Genomic DNA, 19,176 nt, shown 5'->3' with positions numbered 1-19,176 from the left:
GTGCAGCGAGTTGGAGGGCCGATCATAGCCAACAATGGCCAGTAAGTCAGCCACCAATAGTACTTGTCTTTGCTACCGTAATGTCCATCCGCGCCTAGGCACCTGCGGCGGTGTTGACCAGACCACATGCTGTCAGAATTCACGGCTATCGACAGCCAGCAACAATAAACGCACTAACCTGCGCTGCTGCGACAACGGTAACAACAGCAGCTTTGCTCGATAGCACAGTTTTTCACCTAACATCACATAATTTTCACAGTTTGTTTGTAATTGATAATCAATATCATTTATATTTGCGCAAAATTCATGTTTAACTACGCCATGAGGCCTTAAGGCTTATGTTCAAACTCAATACCATTACCGCCACCCTTCTACTTTCAACCGCCATCGCGAGTACCGTTGCTAGCGCCGATAGTGCAGATACAGACATTGAACGCATCAGTATTACCGGCACCCGTGACAATCGCGTCAGCGCTGGTGCAACCGGGCTGATGCTGGGCATACAGGATACCCCTCAGTCTATCAGTGTGATTGATAGCGATACCATGTCGCTATTTGGCGCTGATAACATCAATGACGCCTTGGACTTAGTGACAGGGGTAAGTGTCGAGCGCTGGGAAACCAATCGCACCAATTACCTGTCGCGGGGTTTTGAAATTAAAAGCACCCAGATTGATGGCGTCGGCTTGCCAAACAGCTGGGGAATTGTGGAAGGTCAAGTAGACACCTATGGCTATGACCAGATTGAGGTCATTCGTGGAGCCAATGGTCTGTTAACCGGTGTGGGTAACAGTTCTGGCACTATCAATTATATCCGTAAACGCCCGACTAACGACAGCAAGGGGCAGTTTGGTGCCAGTGTCGGCTCTTACGCAAATTACCGCGTTCAAGCGGACTATTCCACGCCGTTAACCGAAGACAAATCCTGGGCTGGCCGTGCCGTAGTCGCTGCAGAAAGCGCAAACTCCTATCTACGCGGCTATTCCTCCGACCGGAAATACGTATATGGCACAGTAGATGGACAGTTAACTGAAGACAGCAACATCGCCTTTGGACTTTCTTATCAACGAGACGATACCGATGGCACCATGTGGGGCGGACTCACACTAGTCAACTCAGATGGCACCATGGCAGAGTTTGATGTCAGTGCCTCGACCGCGCAAGACTGGACCTTCTGGAACACCAAGAATATCAACGGTTTTATCGAATATAACAATCAGCTATCCGAAGATTGGCAGCTACAGCTAAGTTACAACTATCGGCAATCTGACTCTGACACTAAACTGCTTTTTGCCTATACCAACACCGGACTAGACACAGAAACGGGGGAGGGATTAGTGGGTTGGCCTGGGCGCTTTCCCAGCGAGTCTAACGCCGATATTTTTGAAGCCAAATTAACCGGATATTTTGATCTGTTTGGTTTTGAACACCAACTGCTGGCTGGTATCTCTCGTGCAAAAAATACCAACGATGAATACCACTATGACGTAGATGCTACAGAGCCAGCGTTTGGTACATTACCGGCCTTTCCCTATGCATTCGATGCCATTCCAGAGCCACTTTGGGGCGCCAAAGCCCTTGACTCAACCACCGAAGATACCCTCACCCGCTACTTTCTTGCTACCCAGTTAAACTTCGATGATTGGGCGTTCACTCTGGGTATGAATGCCATCGAATTCGAGCGTCACGCGACTTCTCTGGCAACATCATTAAATGAGTCTGAGATCAGCCCCTACGCAGGGGTCGCCTACCATGTCACGCCAGCCATTATGCTTTACACCAGCTATTCCGACATATACGAACCACAAGATTATTATGATGAAAGTGGTGATTTTCTGGCACCCACCAAGGGAGAAAACTATGAGGTGGGAATCAAAACCAATTGGTTAAACGATCGTCTGGCCGCTAACGTTGCGGTGTTTAAAGCTAAACAACTTGGCTTGGGTGTTTATGCGGGCCTGAATATGGAAACTGGCCAGTATTATTATGTGGGAGAAGATACTTACTCCGAAGGTGCAGAACTGGAACTCACCGGCAAGCTTGACGAACAAACCGTGCTGAATGTCGGCGTGACCTACACAGATATTGAAGATAAAGACGGCGCTAGAAGCCATGCTTGGGTACCGCATACCGTGGTGAATTTTTCCATGCGCCACACACTGGAATTACTGCCACAACTGACATTTGGACTTTCTGGTAAATGGCAGAGTAAAACCGCCAAAGTTGAAAGCTACACTGGCTACACAGTAACGCAGGAAAGCTATGCGAAACTCAACCTGTTCACCGCTTGGGAGCTCTCTGATAACGCCACATTGCGCTTAAACGTCGACAACCTGACCAATGAGAAATACATCAGCAGTCTGTGGGAAATTGGCTATTATGGTGCCCCCCGCGAATACAAGCTGAGCTTTGATTATCGCTTTTAAAACCGTGGTAATGGCCCCGTACGCCTGCCCCATTTAGGCGGCGGGGCAAAGCACAAGATATGACTAAATGTAAAATACGTAACATTAATGACACATTTAATTCCATAAAATCAGCAAGATAAGATGCATCCATTATCTATAATTGTCAGTGATAATACTTTTATAAAAATAATGTGATCCAATCGATAGCCACGGTATGACTTTTTATAGAAAAATAACACTCAGGTTTTCAAGCCATTTAACCTGAGACCATGGCTAAATTAATTAAACGTTTTATTACTCTTCTGCTGCTCTGCGTGATTTATGGCTGCAGCCAACCACCGCAAGCCGATCGCTTGACCATTAGCGGGCCATTCGAGCCAATCAGCCTCGATCTGGCCAGAGCCGGATATATTTTCAGTCGCTTACAAATTGTTGAAACCTTGGTGGATATAAACAATGACGGGCAGTTACAACCTGGACTCGCCACCTCATGGGAAAGTCATCAAGATGCTACGGTTTGGCGTTTTCACCTTAGACCCAATGTAACGTTTCACGATGGCTCGATGATGGATGCCAACGCGGTGGTAAAAAGCTTACGCATCGCCCTCAGTAAACCCACCCCGTTTGATAAACAGCTCATTGCTGCGGTAACCGCCATTGATGCCCATACCGTCGAGTTCCGCTTGCAATCCAGTTATCGCCCTTTTGCCGCCATACTCACAAACTACACGATGGCAATTCTGGCACCTGCGTCATTTGACCACAGCGACAAGGTAGTCAATTTAGTGGGCTCAGGGCCCTACCAATTGACGGAATTTGACCCGCCACATATGGTCAGTGTTAGTCGCTTTGCTGACTATTATGGCGCTAAAGCCCACATTCCCTACGTTGACTACATCACCGGTCATCGACCTGAAAGCCGAGCGCTGATGGTCCAAGGTAGCAGTGCTGACATTGTGTACAATCTTGATCCCGCCAGTGTGCAATTGCTGCAAAATTCAGCAGAAGTACGGGTTAACTCAACAGCCATTCCGCGCACTATTATTATCAAACTCAATATCGCCGATCCGTTACTGTCGTCATTGGAAGTACGCCAGGCGTTGAGTCTGGCACTGGATCGCCAAGGCATCGCCGAAGGGATCATGCACCAACCCGGCGCCGAAGCTAATCAGATTTTTGGTCCGTCCATGGGCATTTGGCATGTGGCATCGTTGCCGGCACCGGCTGCAGATCTGAAGCAGGCCCAAGCACTGCTAGCCGCCGCAGGATGGCAGCGCGACAGCAACGGCATGCTACAAAAACAGGGCAAACGTTTCACATTGAACATGGTGACTTATGCCAATCGGCCTGAACTGATTGTGATTGCCACCGCCATCCAAGCACAGTGGGCCAAGCTGGGCATAACACTTGACGTGCAGATGGAAAATGCCAGCGCCATCCCGTTAGGGCACAACGATGGCTCATTACAGACGGCACTGATGGCACGCAATTTTGCCAATATTCCAGATCCCTTGACGGTCTTGCTCGCGGATTTTAGTACCCCCCAAGGCGGCGACTGGGGCGCGATGAACTGGAACGACCCGGCTTTTTTCCACTTATTACAGCAAACCACGCATGCCACGGGGGCTGATTATGAACGTGATGTGCAGCAACTGAGTACCCATCTGGCTGAGGCGTTGCCGATGATTCCAGTACTCTACTACGTGCAGCAATCTGCGGTTGCCAAACGCGTCAAAGGCTTCAGCTTTGACCCCTATGAACGTTCGTTTCGTATTGCCAACATGGAGTTACAACCATGAAAGGCATATTAATTAAACGACTCGTGCAACTGCTGATGATGGCCTGGAGTGTCGGCACTATCACTTTTATTCTCAGCCGGATGTTGCCAGGAGACATGGCCTACAGAATTGCCGCTGGCCGCTATGGCGACGACGCAGTGACCGCAGCAGCCGCCAGTGCCGTGCGCCAAGAGCTAGGGCTGAATGATCCAGTGTGGCTACAATATCTGCATTGGTTGGGAGAATTACTGCAGTGCAATTTAGGTAGCAGTCTGGTGAGTGGCAATCCGATCACGGCAGAACTGCAACACCAGTTAGGGTATACGCTGATACTCGCCGCAGCGGCCATATTGTTGTCGGCAGTGATTGCGCTGCCACTGGGGCTTATCTGTGGTTTTCAGGCCAATAAATGGATTGACCGTTGCGGCCTACTTATCTCAACCTTTCTGCGTTCACAGCCGGTATTTTGCTTAGGGCTCATCCTGATTTTACTGTTTTCCCTGCAGCTAAAATGGTTCCCGGTTGCCGGTTTTGATTCCCTGCCCCACCTGTTTTTACCAGCCTTGACGTTAGCACTCAGCTTGGCAGCACTTTCCAGCCGAGTGATAAGAAACAGCACGCTACGAGTAATCCGCAGCGATTACTATCTGTTTTCCAGAATCAAAGGGCTTAGCCGCCAGCAGACCTTTCGGCGTCACGGCATCCGTAATATTGCGTTGCCAGTAGTTGCCTTCATGGGGATCCAACTGGTGGGACTTATTGAAGGCGTCATCATGGTCGAAAGCCTGTTTGCTTGGCCGGGGATCGGTCACGGGCTTTCACATGCCGTGTTCTCTCGCGATATCCCGATGCTACAAGGCACGGCGCTAACCTGTGGCGTGCTGTTTGTCGTGATTAACACCTTGGTAGATGGTTGCTGCTATCTGCTGGATCCAAGGAGCAAGATGACATGCTGAAGAATCGTCTAAAGCAGATGAGCCCAGGGCAATGGACTGGTGCGGCCATCTTAATACTGTTACTGCTGAGTGCCTGGATGGCACCGTTATTCGGACATGGACAACCCAATCTACAACATCTTCAGCACAGCTTTGCGCCCGCGAGCGCCCAACTGCCGCTCGGTTCCGATCAATTCGGTCGCGATATGTTAGCTCGGCTGGCGGCCGCCGTAAGGCTGTCATTTGGCTTGAGTTTGTTGTGTGTCGCCTCGTCAGCATTCCTGGGGATTTCATTGGGTGTCATGGCGGCATGGAGCAGCCAACGGATTGATGCGGTTATCAATTTTGTCGCCAATACCGTCATGTCATTGCCCGGATTGGTGCTGGTGTTGTTAGTGGCAGGATTAGCCCCTGGGTCATTTACCATGCTGTATCTGGGGATTTCTTTAACGCTCTGGGTGGAATATTTCCGCGTGGTCCGCGCGACCGTCCAACCCCTTGTCAACGGGCCGGAATTGCAATCCTCAATGATGTTAGGTTTTGGTCGTTGGTATCAGTTTCGTCGCCATATCTGGCCGGCAATTTCCGGGAATGTGCTAACACTGGCCGCCTTCGGTGCCGCAACCTCTATTTTGATGATGGCGTCTACCGGTTTTGTTTATGCCGGACTTAAGCCACCTACGGCTGAGCTAGGGCTGATGATTGTCGAGCTATTCCCCTATTTTGCAGACGCCACCTGGGTGTTGTTACAACCGCTGTGCATCCTGCTGCTAATGGTGCTTGGCTTTAATCTGCTGGCGGGTCAAAAAGCATGAATGAACTGATATCCATTAAGAACCTGAGTATCCGCTCAGCCAGCGAAACGCTGGTAGATTCACTGTCACTGACACTAATACAAGGGGAACCACTGACCATTCTTGGCGAAACAGGCTCAGGTAAGAGTCTGTTAGCGCAAGCGATTATGGGCATATTACCGGCGGGGCTGAGCTGCCAAGGCGACATTGCACTTAATGGCCAACGCATGACAGCAAAGGAACGCCGACATTACTGGGGGCGCCACCTGTCAATGTTGCCGCAGGAACCGTGGCAATCACTCGATCCGGTGATGCAAAGCCGCGAACAGGTTGCCGAAGTCTACCGGGAAGTACTGGCATATTCAGCGGCAGCAGCGCAAAAAGCCACACAAACTCAGCTGCAGCAGTTGGGACTAGCCGACATTCAACATAAATTGCCATCACAGTTATCCGGTGGCATGGCCCAGCGTTTAGCGTTTGCTGCGGCCACGGCTGCTGGCGCCCGCATGATTATTGCCGATGAGCCCACCAAGGGGCTGGATACTGGTCAGCGCGACGGCATTGTGCAATTACTGAAATCGCAGACAGAGAATGGTGGTTTACTGACCATTACCCACGATGTCGCGGTTGCGCAGCAGTTAGGTGGACGCATTATCGTCATGCGCCATGGCAAAGTTGTAGAACAAGGAAGTGCCAGTTCAGTGTTAACGACACCAATTGCCGCATACACCCAAGAACTGATTGCAGCAGCGCCCTGCTACTGGACTGACGTTACCCCTCAGCAATGTCATCAGCCCTTGCTGACTATTCGCAATCTGGCCCAACAACGCAATGGCAAAACACTGTTTCGTCATCTGTCTTTCACCGTCCATCACGGCGAAATCATCGGCCTTTATGGTGATAGTGGCTGTGGCAAAAGTACACTGGGCGACACGCTGCTGGGCTTGTTAGCCCCCAACTCGGGCAACATTGAGTGGCATGCCGATATTCCAAGGCACCAGAAGCTGAAACTGTACCAAGATCCCCCCAGCAGCTTCAGCCCCGCCGCATCGTTACAGACATTGTTGGCGGATGTGGTGCGCCGCCATGGACTACAGGCCGAACAGATCCCGCCATTATTGCAAGCGCTAGCGCTGTCGCCCAGCCTACTCACACGCAGCAGCCACGATGTTAGCGGTGGCGAGTTACAACGCATTGCGTTATTGAGAGCAATGCTGCTGTCACCAAAACTGTTAGTGGCCGACGAGCCAACTTCTAGGCTCGATCCCATTACTGCCAAACAAATAATTCAGTTGTTGGTCAAGGCCGCCCGCCAGCAACAGTGTGCATTGCTACTGATAAGTCACGATGAAACACAGCTCAAAAAAGTCTGCGACCAGATTATCTATCTTCAGGATTACGCCCGTGAAAATGTCATCAATCACTGCGACTAATACCCCTCGTTTATCTGGCACCATCAGCAGCGCGATACTGCTGTGTTGCCTGCCGGTCATCAGTCATGCGGACACAGCCGCCAATAGTGCTACGGCACAGACTGCCGCAGACAACAGCAATATTGAACGCATCAGTGTGGTCTCGCAGCGCATGCCTTTTCGGGGTGACGTGCCTCTGAATGCCCTGCCGCAATCTGTGGCCGTGATCTCGGCGGACACTCTGGAAGACCAAGCAATAACCGATTTCCAAAATACCATTGATCTGGCGAGCGGCATTGTCCGCCAAAATACGCTGGGTGGCTTATGGGACAGTTTTGCCATACGCGGATTTGCTGGGGGCGAGAATCTGCCAAGCGGATATCTGATCAATGGTTATAGTGCCGGTCGCGGCTACAGTGGCAGACGCGATACGGTAAATATTCAGAGCATCGAAATTCTGAAAGGTCCAGGTTCGGCGCTCTATGGTCGCAGTGAACCGGGAGGCACTATCAACATCATCACCAAAAAACCCCAATTTTCTCCCGCAGGTTACCTGCAGGTTTCCGCTGGCAACTATGACCATTATCGGGCTGAGGCCGATTACACCAATGCCATCACCGACCAGTTGGCATTCAGGGTTAACGGAGCCTATGAAGATAATGGAAGTTTTCGCGATACCATCCATGCCAAGAAATGGTTCTTTTCCCCTTCGATTGATTATGTGATCAGCGACCGCACCAAGCTGAGCTACGAACTGGAACTGCTGGATCAAAAGATCCCGTTTGATCGTGGCGTTGTAGTCCTGAATAACGACTTTAGTCAAGTCAATCGGAAAACCTTCTATGGCGAGCCCGCTGACGGCCCGATGCATGTGCAGGCAATCGGCCACCAGTTAAGTCTGACGCACGAACTGGCTGACAACTGGCAATTACTAACAGGTGTGGGGTACCGAGACTCTTCACTGGAAGGCTATTCCTCAGATACCGAATTGTCCGCCTCAAGACAACTGCTATACCAAGACGGCACCACACTTTCAAGACAACGGCGCTGGCGCGACTACGATGCCAAAGATCTGTCAGCCAGAGTTGAATTAAGTGGTACGTTTCAGGCGGGTGTTAAGCACCATGTGCTGATGGGAGCCGATGGCTACCATTATCAGTTAGACTCCTTCTTACGACGCTGGCGTGTGGCCCCTGGCGATGACACTTACAGTATCGACGTCCACCACCCCGTTTACGGACAGACGCCACCTGCAATGCCAATATCAAATGATGACCACGAAAAACAGCGTGCATTCGGCGTTTATCTGCAAGATCAACTGGATTTGACAACGCAATGGAAAATGCTGTTGGGCATGCGCTTTGATCACTTCGAACAGCGCATTGCCAACAGTCTAAATGGCAGCGTGACCCACCAAAGCCAAAACACCACCAATCCCCGCGCGGGGCTGGTCTTTCAGGCTGACGATAACCTCAGTTTGTATGTCAGTTATGCCGAAGGCTTCAGCCCTAACTCTGGAACCGACGTTAACGGTACCCCGTTTGATCCGGAAAACAGTAAATCGTGGGAGACCGGGGTCAAATTCGCACTCCTTGACAACAATGTCACTGGCACCTTGGCGTTGTTCCGCGCTGAAAAATCTAACATTCTGGCAGCGGATCCCGTCAACACCGGATACACCGCCGCCTTAGGTAAAGCCCACAGCCGCGGCATAGAACTCGACCTCAATGCCTGGTTGTCAGACAGCACCCAATTAGCACTGGCTTATGCCTACACCGACGCAGAAACTGAAAACGATGTTATCAACCCTGACTGGGGCGTGAATATTCCAGCCGGGAGCCGTTTAGTGAATATTCCCAAACACAAACTGAACCTAACTCTGACACAGGAATTTACCCTGTTTAGTCATAGTGCTAAAGCTGGCATCAACGCCACCTATGTGGATAAACGGTTAGGTGATAGTGTATCGCCAGACTATGAACTGCCGGAATACACCTTGGTGCGTATCTTTGCCACGCAACACTTCGGGCCAAACTGGCAAGTGAATGCCTCAATCAACAACTTATTGGATAAGCACTACTTTGTCAGCTCTTACGCCGCGTTATGGACACAACCCGGCGAGCCAAGAACGGCCACAATTAGTGTTAAATATACCTTTTAAAACACCAAACTCACTGACCATAGCAAAGCCGCCGCATCATCAATCGGCGGCTTTTTATTTACCCCACAGCCGATATGAAAGCATTCATTCTTTTTCACCATCAGGCAAAACCTCAAGCCCTTAGCGCAAAACATATCTATCAGCTTTGAGGACCAGGACGAATCTCGTGGCGCCCACCATCGCCCGACAGTGTTATTCGGCCGCTGGTCATGAATCATTACCGCCATAAGACCTAGCCAACGCCCTTGTGACACCTCAGATGCGATAACCTGGACAATGATCACAAATGATAATAATTATCATTAATATTTATTTAATATTGTGTATGATTTGCTCCTTGATAATCCAGGTGAATGAGCTGAATGCACATTTTGCTCTTTGATTGATTTGGATATGAACGCAGACAAAACAGGTAATGAAAGGAAAGTTCCGATGGATAAAACTTGTGCTAAAACATCAGATGCTATGAGTCATCATTCTATTACATGCAAATTCCCCCATAAGCTTTCTCTTGTTGCGTTTGCCATTTCGCTATTGCTCAGCAGTAATCTGGCGGTCGGACAACAGCCAGATAAGGAGCAACGGGAGGATAAACAGAAAGATATTGAAGTGGTACTGGTAGAAGGGAAATACATCGTTAATGACAAGTTGGATACCGCCACAGGCCTGGGACTGACCTTACAGGAAACCCCACAGTCCGTCAGTATTATCACCGATCAACAGATTATTGATTTAGGGCTGGGTTCACTCACCGATGTTGTCAATAGTGCCGCTGGTGTTTCATCGCGAGCCTTTGACAGTTCCCGCAACTCCTTTTCCTCACGCGGTTTTGACATTGATAACTATCAAATTGATGGTATTCCGGTGAACTGGTCAGGTGGTTCAAGTGCAGGTGAAACCCAAACCGATACCGCACTTTATGAGCGTGTAGAAATTGTGCGTGGCGCCACCGGCTTGTTAACCGGTGCCGGGCAACCGTCGGCATCCATTAATCTAGTACGTAAACATGCCGATAGTGCAGTGTTTGATGGTTACGCATCGGTCAGTGCCAGCCGCTGGAATACCTATCACGCGGAAGTAGATTTAAGTAATGCACTGAATGAATCCGGCTCCATTCGCGGCCGTACCGTGATGGTCTATGAAGACGGCGATTCTTACGTGGACTACGCTGGTAATAAAAAATCGGTGCTTTATGGTGTGGTGGATGCGGATATAACCGAGCAGACACTGCTGAGTGTGGGGGCCAGTTATCAAGATAACGATCCCACCGCGTCACAATGGGGTGGACTGCCGATTTTCTTTAGCGATGGCAGTCGTACCGACTGGGATCGCTCTAAAACCGTGGGGGCCAACTGGACCTCATGGGCAACCAAGCATAAAACCTACTTTGTGAATCTTAAACATCAATTCAATGACCATTGGGCCGCCCGCTTCAATTACAATCGCACGCAAAGTAGCTCAGATATGAAGCTGCTGTACCTGTATGGCTTACCAGACCGTGAAACCGGCATGGGGATGGGAGCATCGCCTGCCCGCTATGATAATAAACGTGTGCAGGATGATTTTGGTGTCCGTTTAACCGGGCAGTACGCACTCTTGGGCCGCGAGCACGAGCTGGTGTTGGGTATCACCCACAGTAAGCAGGATTTTGATTACTACAATTACACTTACAGCAACGCGGCCGATGTGGGCAACTTTTTTGAATGGGATGGTAATTACGCGGAACCGAGTTGGGATAATCGCTCACCTTTTCAAAAGGAATCGACCAAGCAAACCGGATATTATTTGGCGACTAGGCTATGGCTCACTGACGATTTCAAGGTCATTGCGGGTAGCCGTATCGCCGACTGGGAACGTGTTGACCATCTGACAGATGATAGTTACGGCAACAACGGAGTGGTGGTGCCTTATTTTGGTGCCCTCTACGATTTGACGGAAAACTACACACTGTACGCCAGTTACACCGAAATATTTCAGCCTCAGGACGCCAAGGATGCCAAAGGCAGTTATTTGGATCCGCTGACAGGCATTAACTACGAGGCCGGCGTTAAAAGTCAGTTTTTTGATGATGCCTTACATTTTACTGTCACGCTGTTTCGCACCGAGCAGGAAAATTACGCTGTCGAAGACACTGATTTTATCCCCACTGACGAACAACTCATTGCCTACCGAGCAGCGAAAGGGGTTACCAGCAAAGGCTTCGAGCTGGAGATGGTGGGCGATATCACCGACAACTGGAAAATCAGCGCTAACTACACCCAGTTTGACGCGTCTGAACAAAATGGCGATGGTGAATCCAATGCAGTAAACACCCGCTTCCCTAACAAACTATTCCGTCTATTTACGACCTATCATTGGCAAGGCTTAACTGTCGGCGGCGGTGTTAACTGGGAAGGTGAGAGCTATACCGATGTTACGAATGAAGGGACGGGAATGAACGAACGTGTAACTCAGGGTGCCTACGCGCTGGTAAATTTGATGGCGCGCTATGACATCAATTCGAATCTGTCAGCCCAGTTAAATATCGACAACCTGTTCGATAAAACCTATTACAGCCAGATTGGCTTCTACACCCAACTCGCCTACGCGGAGCCAAGGAATGTGACCTTGTCACTTAAGTACAAGTTTTAACGGTTGATACAGCCTGAGACACCACGCCGCAGTGGCTGACACAGGCTCCCGACACAAGGTTGTAAGCTCAACGTTGGTGGTGATAACGCCAGTGAATCACCATCAACGTCTAAAGACATAATGTTGGCGTGGCACCTGTGTGATTTATCAGCAAATGACTGAAACCACCAATGCCTCAAAGCGTATGCCAGAAGCGCTCTGGCCGTGGCAGATAGTAATTATCGTAGTTCAGTGACATCACCACGCTACGGCTACGTCCAACAATCTCCTGTCGCGGAATAAAACCGATAACCCGGGAATCAGCGCTGTTATCGCGGTTATCACCGAGCGCTAGATAATAGCCAGCTGGCACAGTCACCGCCGGGAAGCTAGACAGTGTAGAGCCATCATTGTGGATGCGGATCAGATGTTTGATGCCCGCCAAGTCTTCTTGCACATCAGTGGTGGTGTTATCGCCATTGAGCGCATGATAACTGAGTGCCTTACCGTTAAGGTACACACGGTTATGATCCATCGCCACCACATCGCCAGGAACGGCAACCACGCGCTTAACCAGCTTTTTACCTGCGGCCGCCGAGTCAAACACAATAATGTCGCCACGCTGCGGGTCGGCCAGTTTTACAAGCGAGATATGGGTAAAGGGCAGACGGATATCATAGGCTGCTTTGTCCACCAGAATCCTATCACCCTCAACAATGGTGGGTTTCATTGAACCGGTGGGTACGGTATTCCAGTCCGCAACAGCGCTGCGGAACACCGACATCAGCAAAATGAACAGTAGTAACGAGCGATTCTCGCGTAGCAATTTACCGACCAAATTGCGCATAGTGTAGTTCCTCCTGTCAATTGGCAGGCAGTACCATTAACGGTTGTTGAAGTGTCTGACCATTGGCTCGTGACTGGGTTCAATCTAACCTAAGATAAACTGTCTAGTGGTTGCCCCAAGCGGCAAGACAACTTGTGACACAACTGCTGGCGTTGGCGTTTAGACAAGCACAAGTAACCAAATTCCACCACGCTATCATCGCGGAGTTTAAGTTGAAATTTCCGAGGCCAGCATAAGCCGGGTTCGAGGCGATATGCTTGCAGTTCCGACCAGGCAATAAATTGCGGTTCACCATAGCGAATAATACAGATACCGGCATTATCCAGACGCACGCCAAACTCTATCAGCTTGCCATCACCGCGGTTAAACAGCATCAGCCAGAGCGTGATGACGCCAAACAACACCAGTATGCTGGCTGCTGGGAGCACCCATGTTAGCAACAAAAACAGCGGGTAATGCCAACACACGACAGTCACTGCCCCGAATAACATTAGCCAGAACTTTTCCAGCAGCCATGCACCGCGATAACAGATATTTTGCCAACGCGACTGCACCAGTAAGATTTCGGCTCCCGGCGTCTTTGACGGCACAGTAGTTAACATGGTATCGACTCCCTGATATTTTGTGCTGTAACGGCTTCTCTTGCTTAAACTATCGCTACAATAGAAGAGATTCAATATGTTAGTGAATACCGATTCAATAATTGACGTGCAATCTGCTACAGTAAGCTGCAGTTGTGACCTCTACATTTTTAAGGAAAGAAAATGAGTTCTCTGCTCGTGTTAGTCATTTTACTTGCGGCAGCAGTGCTGGCAGTTATCGTGATCCACAATAGTATTATTGGCCGTTATAACGCCACGCAGCGCGCTTGGAGCGATGTCATTGCGCAAGAGCGACAAAAGAACAAGATTCTGCCATCGCTGGAGCAAGTTGCGGCGCAGTACAGTGAATATGAAAAAAGCTTGCTGGAAAAAGTCACCGCACTGCGCAGTTCCTTGGCAGCGCTTTCCAGTGACACCATTGACACTAAAAGCTTGGCTAAAGCTGAAGGCCATATGAGCGAGGTCGTGAAGGGATTAAATATTGCTGTTGAGGCCTACCCGGAGTTAAAGGCCAATGAACTGTTTAGCAAACTGATGCATGAAATCACCGAGCAGCAAGAAAACATCGGCGCGGCAGTACGCATCTTTAACCGTAATGTGGAACTGTTCAACACCGGCATTGAGGTGTTTCCCAACAGCATGGTAAACAACATGTTTACGCACAAGCATCGGCTAGACACTTTCGATGACAGCGAAGCATCAGCTGGATTCGAATATAAGCCCAATTTTTGAGATTGTGATGATTTTCCCATCGTTATCCTGTGGCCAGCGCTGTGCTGGCCAGTGTTTCGCTTATCTGCAGGATCAGGCCATACGTCTGACTAATCACCACCATGACCACCTCTAATAACCAAAAAATCGATCAGCTACTACGGAGCATGAAGCAATCACTCGCTGGCGTTGATGATGAAACTAGCCTGTATGCCCTCTTGCAACCGGCACTCAATTTTCACGGGCCGATCCGCTACAACAACCGTTGGCCCTGGAGCATGACGCTTGGCGGACTGCTGCTCATGCTGCTACTATGGCTGCTGGACAGTGGTCAGCTCAATGCCTTGCCGCCTGAAATGTTGAATGGCCTGTGGTGGCTCGTGCGTCCGCTATATCAACTCCCCTTTGGCCCCTGGTCACCATTTGTACTGCTAACGGTTATCGGTATCTGGTTGTTGCTCTCCCGCTATCAACGGCTCAAGGGACTGGTCGATTCCATCTGGCATAAAAATCTGTTGTTAGATAATCAATTACAAGAATTATCCTGTCAGCCAGAAGCCAAAGCCCGTGAATTTGAGCGGCGTTTTTTTGAGTTCAATCGCGGCAACCATAAGCGCAGCATTGACTGGTTATGCCAAGGGCATTATCAGGGTGAACAGCATCAGTTTGACTATCAGCTGTTCGATTTTCATTACGTGGATAAACACACGACTACCACCACTGATAGCAAAGGCCGCAGTCACACCCGCACTACCTACAGCCATTACCACCGATATGGCGTCATAATGTCCTTTGGTTTTACCCGCGATCTCAACATCCTCGGTTACAGCAATAGTGGCCAACGTGGCATAAAATGGGAACCGGCATCGCTGGAGTTTCGCAAACAATTCAAAGTGTTAGCCGGGTCAGAAATGACAGCGGCCAAATTTTTCAAACCCGCCGTGGTCGAACAACTTCAGCAGTTAGGGCAAAAACTGCGTAAACTCAATCTGGAGTTCAACTCACAAGCCGAGTTGTGTCTAACGGTGGCCGACAGCGATTTTGCCAATGTCCCTTGCCCGCTAGGGCTAGAAGACGCGCAGGCATTTCTCAGCTTACTGCAACAACAAACCCGTCTGGTAAAACTGGATGCAGCCCTGCACACCATCCATCAGTTGCTGGTGTATAACGACAACAACTTCTGAGCGTACTTTGCACAAAAAAAGCACAGCTAATGCTGTGCTTCCAGCGTAACTGCAAAGGTTATCCGCCGTGATGCCCGCTATTGCCCATACCACAGCGATGGACGGTTTCGGTACCGCCAGTCGTTCCGGCATCGATGGTGACACTGCCAGCATCAGCATACATGCTAAAGGAGCCGTTCGTCGTATCATCCACTTGTGGATCATCCAGATGGCCTAAACAGCTATAACCGACCCGGTAAGTCCCAGCAGGTAAAAAGCCCATGCCAAAGTACCAATTGCCCTGGTCATCTTGGCGCAGCGGTGCCACCGCTATCGGCGCAGTACGGCCAGCTGCCGGGGTTGCAGACACATCCGCCATCTGGCTCATGCTAGTCACAGTTGCTGGGTAAAGATATGCCAGATGAGTAAATACGCTGCCCACGGGTGCCAAAGCCGCATTGTCGGCCTCGCATTGCGCCACCCATTGCGGGTCCATCTCACCTAACAAATGCCCCATTGACATGTTGTTGACCGCCCACATGCCATCGTGGTTCAAGCTGTAGTCGTACTGGTTGTCGTGTTGCAGCCCCAGATACAGATCCACTTCCATGGTGTAACCGTAGTGCTGACCAGACGCCACGCTGAAGTCCATCAGTGGTAATTGACCGTCTTGTACCTGCAAGGCATGACGCCCCTGCCCATCTTCCACATAACAACCATTGTTGCCATCGCCCTGGACCACGGTCATGTAAACGTTATGGTAGCTACCGACAGGCACATCCATATTATCAACCACGGTGTGACTGAGTTTACCAGGATAATCCAGCAAATTCATGGTCATATCACCTAATGAATAACGGTGTTCCACGCCATTGCCGTCGGTCATCACCAATTCGTGTAGATGTAGCCCAACGGCAGTAACTCCGCTCATTGGCGCATCAGAGACCGCCAATGATAATTTACCGGTTTCGGTGGGTTGCGGGGTTGGGGCCGGATCGCTGCTGCTACCACCACAAGCTGCCAGTAATGCACATGCTGACATGGTTAGCCAATGCCTATAACTCATGTTGTATCCTCCACAGGCCGTTTTGCGTAACACAGATGTGAAGGTAGAGTCTTGCACGATAAATATGTCGTTTATCTGATTTGTATCAAATTTGTTACACATTTAATTAGAAAAATACGATTGATTGAGTCACCACTAACCGCCGCGGTTTAGATAACAGTTAATCACGTGGTCGGTGCCACAAAGGTGATAGCACTTCATGCTGCTGAAACCAAGGCTGCTGTTTGAGTGCCTGTAAACGTAAGATCCGTTCGCGAGTCTGCGGATGGGTACGTAGCGCCGATGGCAAGGACATTACCGATTCTGGCAGCAACAACCGCTGCAACCAGTTTTGCTGTTGCTGCTCAATTTGCACCAGAGCACTGGCGAGCCCATCGGCATCACCGGTCAGCTGCACCGCATTCAAATCCGCATCGTACTCACGAGTACGGGATAACGCCAGTTGCGCCAGCACGCTAAGCGTCGGCGCCACCAGTAGTAACAAGATTGCCCACCAATTAATGCTGGCAAACCCCAGCATAATCAGTGGCAAATTGAGCAGCAGTAATAGCTGTCCCATGGTTGCTAGCAGCGATGTCCCACGGCTCAATGTATCCGCCAGTGCCATCACTTGCAGATCATTGCTACGAATATGGCTGATCTCATGCGCTAACACGCCGGCTAACTCACGCCAGTCAAGCTGTTGCAAGGCACCTTCAGTAATGGCAATCAACGGCCGTTGCTGGCTACCGATGGCAAAAGCATTCAGTAACGATCCAGGAAGCAGAAAAAGTTGCGGCACCTGCGTTAATCCAGCACGTTGAGACAACTGCTGCAACAGCTGCCACAGTGCTGGGAATTGCTGAGGCATTAACGGACGAGCGCGGTACAGTCGCATCACGGTCAACGGCGATATCGAACGACGAAGCCCCCACAACAGCAGGCCACCAAACAGCAACAGCAATAAGCCGCCGCTGCCAGCCAATAACCAGCCCAGCAGCGCTATAAATCCCGCCATTCCCAATAACAGCAACGCCGAATGCCAGAAATTACGTTGTGAATGCTGCTGCCAGCGTACTGGATCAATCATCCTGGCCCTCCAACCGCCGAATGCGCGCCCGCAACTGCTGCAGTTCATCTAGCAGATCCAGCGCCAATGCCGCCCCAGCGGTATTTAAGCCTAAATCCTGTTCTAGACGGCGTGCCCGATGGATCCGCGTTAACGCCACACCGCTAAAACGCCAGTGCGTTGGTCGCTTGCCATAAGGCTCAACCACACCGTATTCCACCAGTTCGAAAATCTGTTCTGGGGCCAAATGGCTGGCGCGACATAGCTGCGCCAGCGTCAATTTACAATGCTCATCCAATACTTCAGCCGCATATAGTGTCAGTAATTCCTTGCTCATGCCCTGCTCCCCCAATTTGCCCGAGGATCAAAATCCAATGTCTCCTTGAAAGTGTTGTAGGCCTGTTTGGCCGCAGTGCTATTGGCTGCTGGCAATACCACACTCAACTCCACATAAAAGTCACCAGGCACTTTGCCGGGGATCCCTTTGCCTTTCAAACGTAAGCGCCGACCATTGGCCGAGTTGGCCGGGATTTTCAAGTCGATACTGCCTTCCGGTAATGGCACAGTAACACTTGCCCCCAACGCAGCTTCCCAAGGCGCTACCGGCAAAGTCAGGTAAACATCGCGACCTTCTACTCGATACAACGGATGGGGTCGGAAGGAAACTTCCAGCAACAGGTCACCATTAGCACCGCTCCCCATGCCGGGATTGCCCTGCCCCGCCAGCCGGATGTGTTGCCCCGGCATGACACCGCGAGGAATACGCACGTTCAGGGTACGAGCCTGACCGCCGCTGTCACTGCCGAGAGTAATAGTACGGGTTGTACCACGATAACTGTCTTCCAGATCGATCTGGATCCGTGCTCGCAGATCCTCGCCAGGAAAATCAAAATGAGCCCGAGAATGACGACCGCCACTTTGGGTGCGCGCGCGGCCACCAAACATCGACTGGAAAATATCATCAAAATCGAACGGCTGCTCACCTGCGCTATTATTGCCCTGATACTGATAGTGGTGAAAACCTTGTGCTTCTGCCTGCTGTGCAGCCTGCCAGTCGGCGCCATATTGGTCATAAGCCTCACGTTTCTGGGCATCGTGCAACACGTCGTAGGCTTCTTTTACCTCTTTGAAGCGCGACTCTGCATCGGTTTCCTTGCTGACATCAGGGTGAAATTTACGGGCAAGGCGATGGTACGCCCGCTTGATGTCTTTATCTGTGGCGTCACGGGCGACGCCCAGGATCTGATAATAATCTTTGAACGCCATAATGCTCCAAGCCTGTTTGAAGTGAATAAATGCAGTCAACTTCAGTCATTGTGAAGACTGGCTGTAACATTATAAATCTGGGTATTATTTGGCCATTTTCAAGGTGCTGCTGATAAAAGTCAGCGAGTTTTGCTGTATCTTTCTGCTGCCAGTTCAAGACCAGCGCCACTAGGAAGCTCCGCGCCCCGCAAGTCGCCATCGCCAGGTAATAACAGCGATAAAGCCAGCAAATACCCTGCATCAACTCTTTGTTGGGAACGATGGAACGCCAGAGCGTGCGCCGCCACCGACTAATACATCTGCCGCCAATGTGGTTTGCTGGTGACATATCCACTGAGACTTATTTTAGATGGCTACAGCCAGAGCAAAGTCGCA

16 protein-coding genes are annotated in these 19,176 nt (G+C 50.4%); 9 read left to right on the top strand and 7 right to left on the bottom strand.

The window, feature by feature from the left end; all coding sequences use genetic code 11:
• Nucleotides 1-338: 338 nt before the first annotated feature.
• The 7 genes from IE064_RS05505 to IE064_RS05475 all read left to right on the top strand — a co-directional run bounded on the left by IE064_RS05505 (nucleotide 339) and on the right by IE064_RS05475 (nucleotide 12,119).
• Nucleotides 339-2,426 (top strand): TonB-dependent siderophore receptor, encoded by a 2,088-nt coding sequence (locus IE064_RS05505; protein ID WP_189616991.1) that lies wholly within the window; start codon nucleotides 339-341, stop codon nucleotides 2,424-2,426.
• 251 nt (nucleotides 2,427-2,677) lie between these two features.
• Nucleotides 2,678-4,207, top strand: coding sequence for an ABC transporter substrate-binding protein (locus IE064_RS05500; protein ID WP_189616990.1), 1,530 nt, complete (start codon nucleotides 2,678-2,680; stop codon nucleotides 4,205-4,207).
• On the top strand, nucleotides 4,204-5,142 hold the full coding sequence (locus IE064_RS05495) for an ABC transporter permease (RefSeq protein ID WP_189616989.1): 939 nt from the start codon (nucleotides 4,204-4,206) through the stop codon (nucleotides 5,140-5,142). Before IE064_RS05500 ends, IE064_RS05495 begins: the two co-directional genes overlap by 4 nt.
• Nucleotides 5,136-5,936, top strand: a complete 801-nt coding sequence (locus IE064_RS05490; RefSeq protein ID WP_189616988.1) for an ABC transporter permease — start codon at nucleotides 5,136-5,138, stop codon at nucleotides 5,934-5,936. Before IE064_RS05495 ends, IE064_RS05490 begins: the two co-directional genes overlap by 7 nt.
• Complete coding sequence (locus tag IE064_RS05485) at nucleotides 5,933-7,348, top strand: ABC transporter ATP-binding protein (protein WP_189616987.1); 1,416 nt, start codon at nucleotides 5,933-5,935, stop codon at nucleotides 7,346-7,348. The genes IE064_RS05490 and IE064_RS05485 overlap by 4 nt, the downstream gene beginning before the upstream one ends.
• Nucleotides 7,326-9,488: a TonB-dependent siderophore receptor gene (locus IE064_RS05480; protein WP_189617056.1), complete on the top strand. Its 2,163-nt coding sequence runs from the start codon at nucleotides 7,326-7,328 to the stop codon at nucleotides 9,486-9,488. Before IE064_RS05485 ends, IE064_RS05480 begins: the two co-directional genes overlap by 23 nt.
• 432 nt (nucleotides 9,489-9,920) lie before the next feature.
• Nucleotides 9,921-12,119 (top strand): TonB-dependent siderophore receptor, encoded by a 2,199-nt coding sequence (locus tag IE064_RS05475; RefSeq protein ID WP_229799867.1) that lies wholly within the window; start codon nucleotides 9,921-9,923, stop codon nucleotides 12,117-12,119.
• On the opposite strand, the gene IE064_RS18230 is transcribed toward IE064_RS05475, so the two are convergent.
• The 3 genes from IE064_RS18230 to IE064_RS05465 form a co-directional block, all read right to left on the bottom strand.
• The gene (locus tag IE064_RS18230; RefSeq protein WP_268244736.1) at nucleotides 12,116-12,238 is read right to left on the bottom strand and encodes a hypothetical protein; all 123 of its coding nucleotides are present in this window, start codon (nucleotides 12,236-12,238) and stop codon (nucleotides 12,116-12,118) included. The two genes, IE064_RS05475 and IE064_RS18230, sit on opposite strands and share 4 nt — an antisense overlap.
• A 56-nt stretch (nucleotides 12,239-12,294) precedes the next feature.
• Complete coding sequence (gene lepB, locus IE064_RS05470) at nucleotides 12,295-12,945, bottom strand: signal peptidase I (protein WP_189616986.1); 651 nt, start codon at nucleotides 12,943-12,945, stop codon at nucleotides 12,295-12,297.
• 89 nt (nucleotides 12,946-13,034) lie between these two features.
• Entirely contained in the window at nucleotides 13,035-13,547 is a 513-nt protein-coding gene (locus IE064_RS05465; protein WP_189616985.1) for a hypothetical protein, read from the bottom strand.
• 162 nt (nucleotides 13,548-13,709) lie between these two features.
• On the opposite strand from IE064_RS05465, the gene IE064_RS05460 reads away from it, so the two are divergent.
• Complete coding sequence (locus IE064_RS05460; RefSeq protein WP_189616984.1) at nucleotides 13,710-14,279, top strand: LemA family protein; 570 nt, start codon at nucleotides 13,710-13,712, stop codon at nucleotides 14,277-14,279.
• Between the two features lie 146 nt (nucleotides 14,280-14,425).
• Nucleotides 14,426-15,442 carry a hypothetical protein gene (locus tag IE064_RS05455; RefSeq protein ID WP_189616983.1) on the top strand — a complete coding sequence of 339 codons (1,017 nt, stop codon included), beginning with the start codon at nucleotides 14,426-14,428 and terminating at the stop codon, nucleotides 15,440-15,442.
• 58 nt (nucleotides 15,443-15,500) lie between these two features.
• Here the strand turns inward: IE064_RS05455 and IE064_RS05450 are convergent, their stop codons facing one another.
• The 4 genes from IE064_RS05450 to IE064_RS05435 form a co-directional block, all read right to left on the bottom strand.
• Nucleotides 15,501-16,487: a DUF4382 domain-containing protein gene (locus IE064_RS05450; RefSeq protein ID WP_189616982.1), complete on the bottom strand. Its 987-nt coding sequence runs from the start codon at nucleotides 16,485-16,487 to the stop codon at nucleotides 15,501-15,503.
• A 160-nt stretch (nucleotides 16,488-16,647) separates the two neighbouring features.
• Entirely contained in the window at nucleotides 16,648-17,556 is a 909-nt protein-coding gene (locus tag IE064_RS05445; protein WP_189616981.1) for a zinc metalloprotease HtpX, read from the bottom strand.
• Nucleotides 17,549-17,872 (bottom strand): chaperone modulator CbpM, encoded by a 324-nt coding sequence (locus tag IE064_RS05440; protein ID WP_133039849.1) that lies wholly within the window; start codon nucleotides 17,870-17,872, stop codon nucleotides 17,549-17,551. The genes IE064_RS05445 and IE064_RS05440 overlap by 8 nt, the downstream gene beginning before the upstream one ends.
• Nucleotides 17,869-18,801 carry a DnaJ C-terminal domain-containing protein gene (locus IE064_RS05435; protein WP_189616980.1) on the bottom strand — a complete coding sequence of 311 codons (933 nt, stop codon included), beginning with the start codon at nucleotides 18,799-18,801 and terminating at the stop codon, nucleotides 17,869-17,871. The genes IE064_RS05440 and IE064_RS05435 overlap by 4 nt, the downstream gene beginning before the upstream one ends.
• Nucleotides 18,802-19,176: the final 375 nt, after the last annotated feature.

Source organism: Shewanella fodinae (assembly GCF_014651955.1).
Lineage (GTDB): Bacteria > Pseudomonadota > Gammaproteobacteria > Enterobacterales > Shewanellaceae > Shewanella > Shewanella fodinae.
The sequence above is the reverse complement of the archived record's forward strand: the minus strand, read 5'-3'. Positions and strand labels throughout refer to the sequence as shown.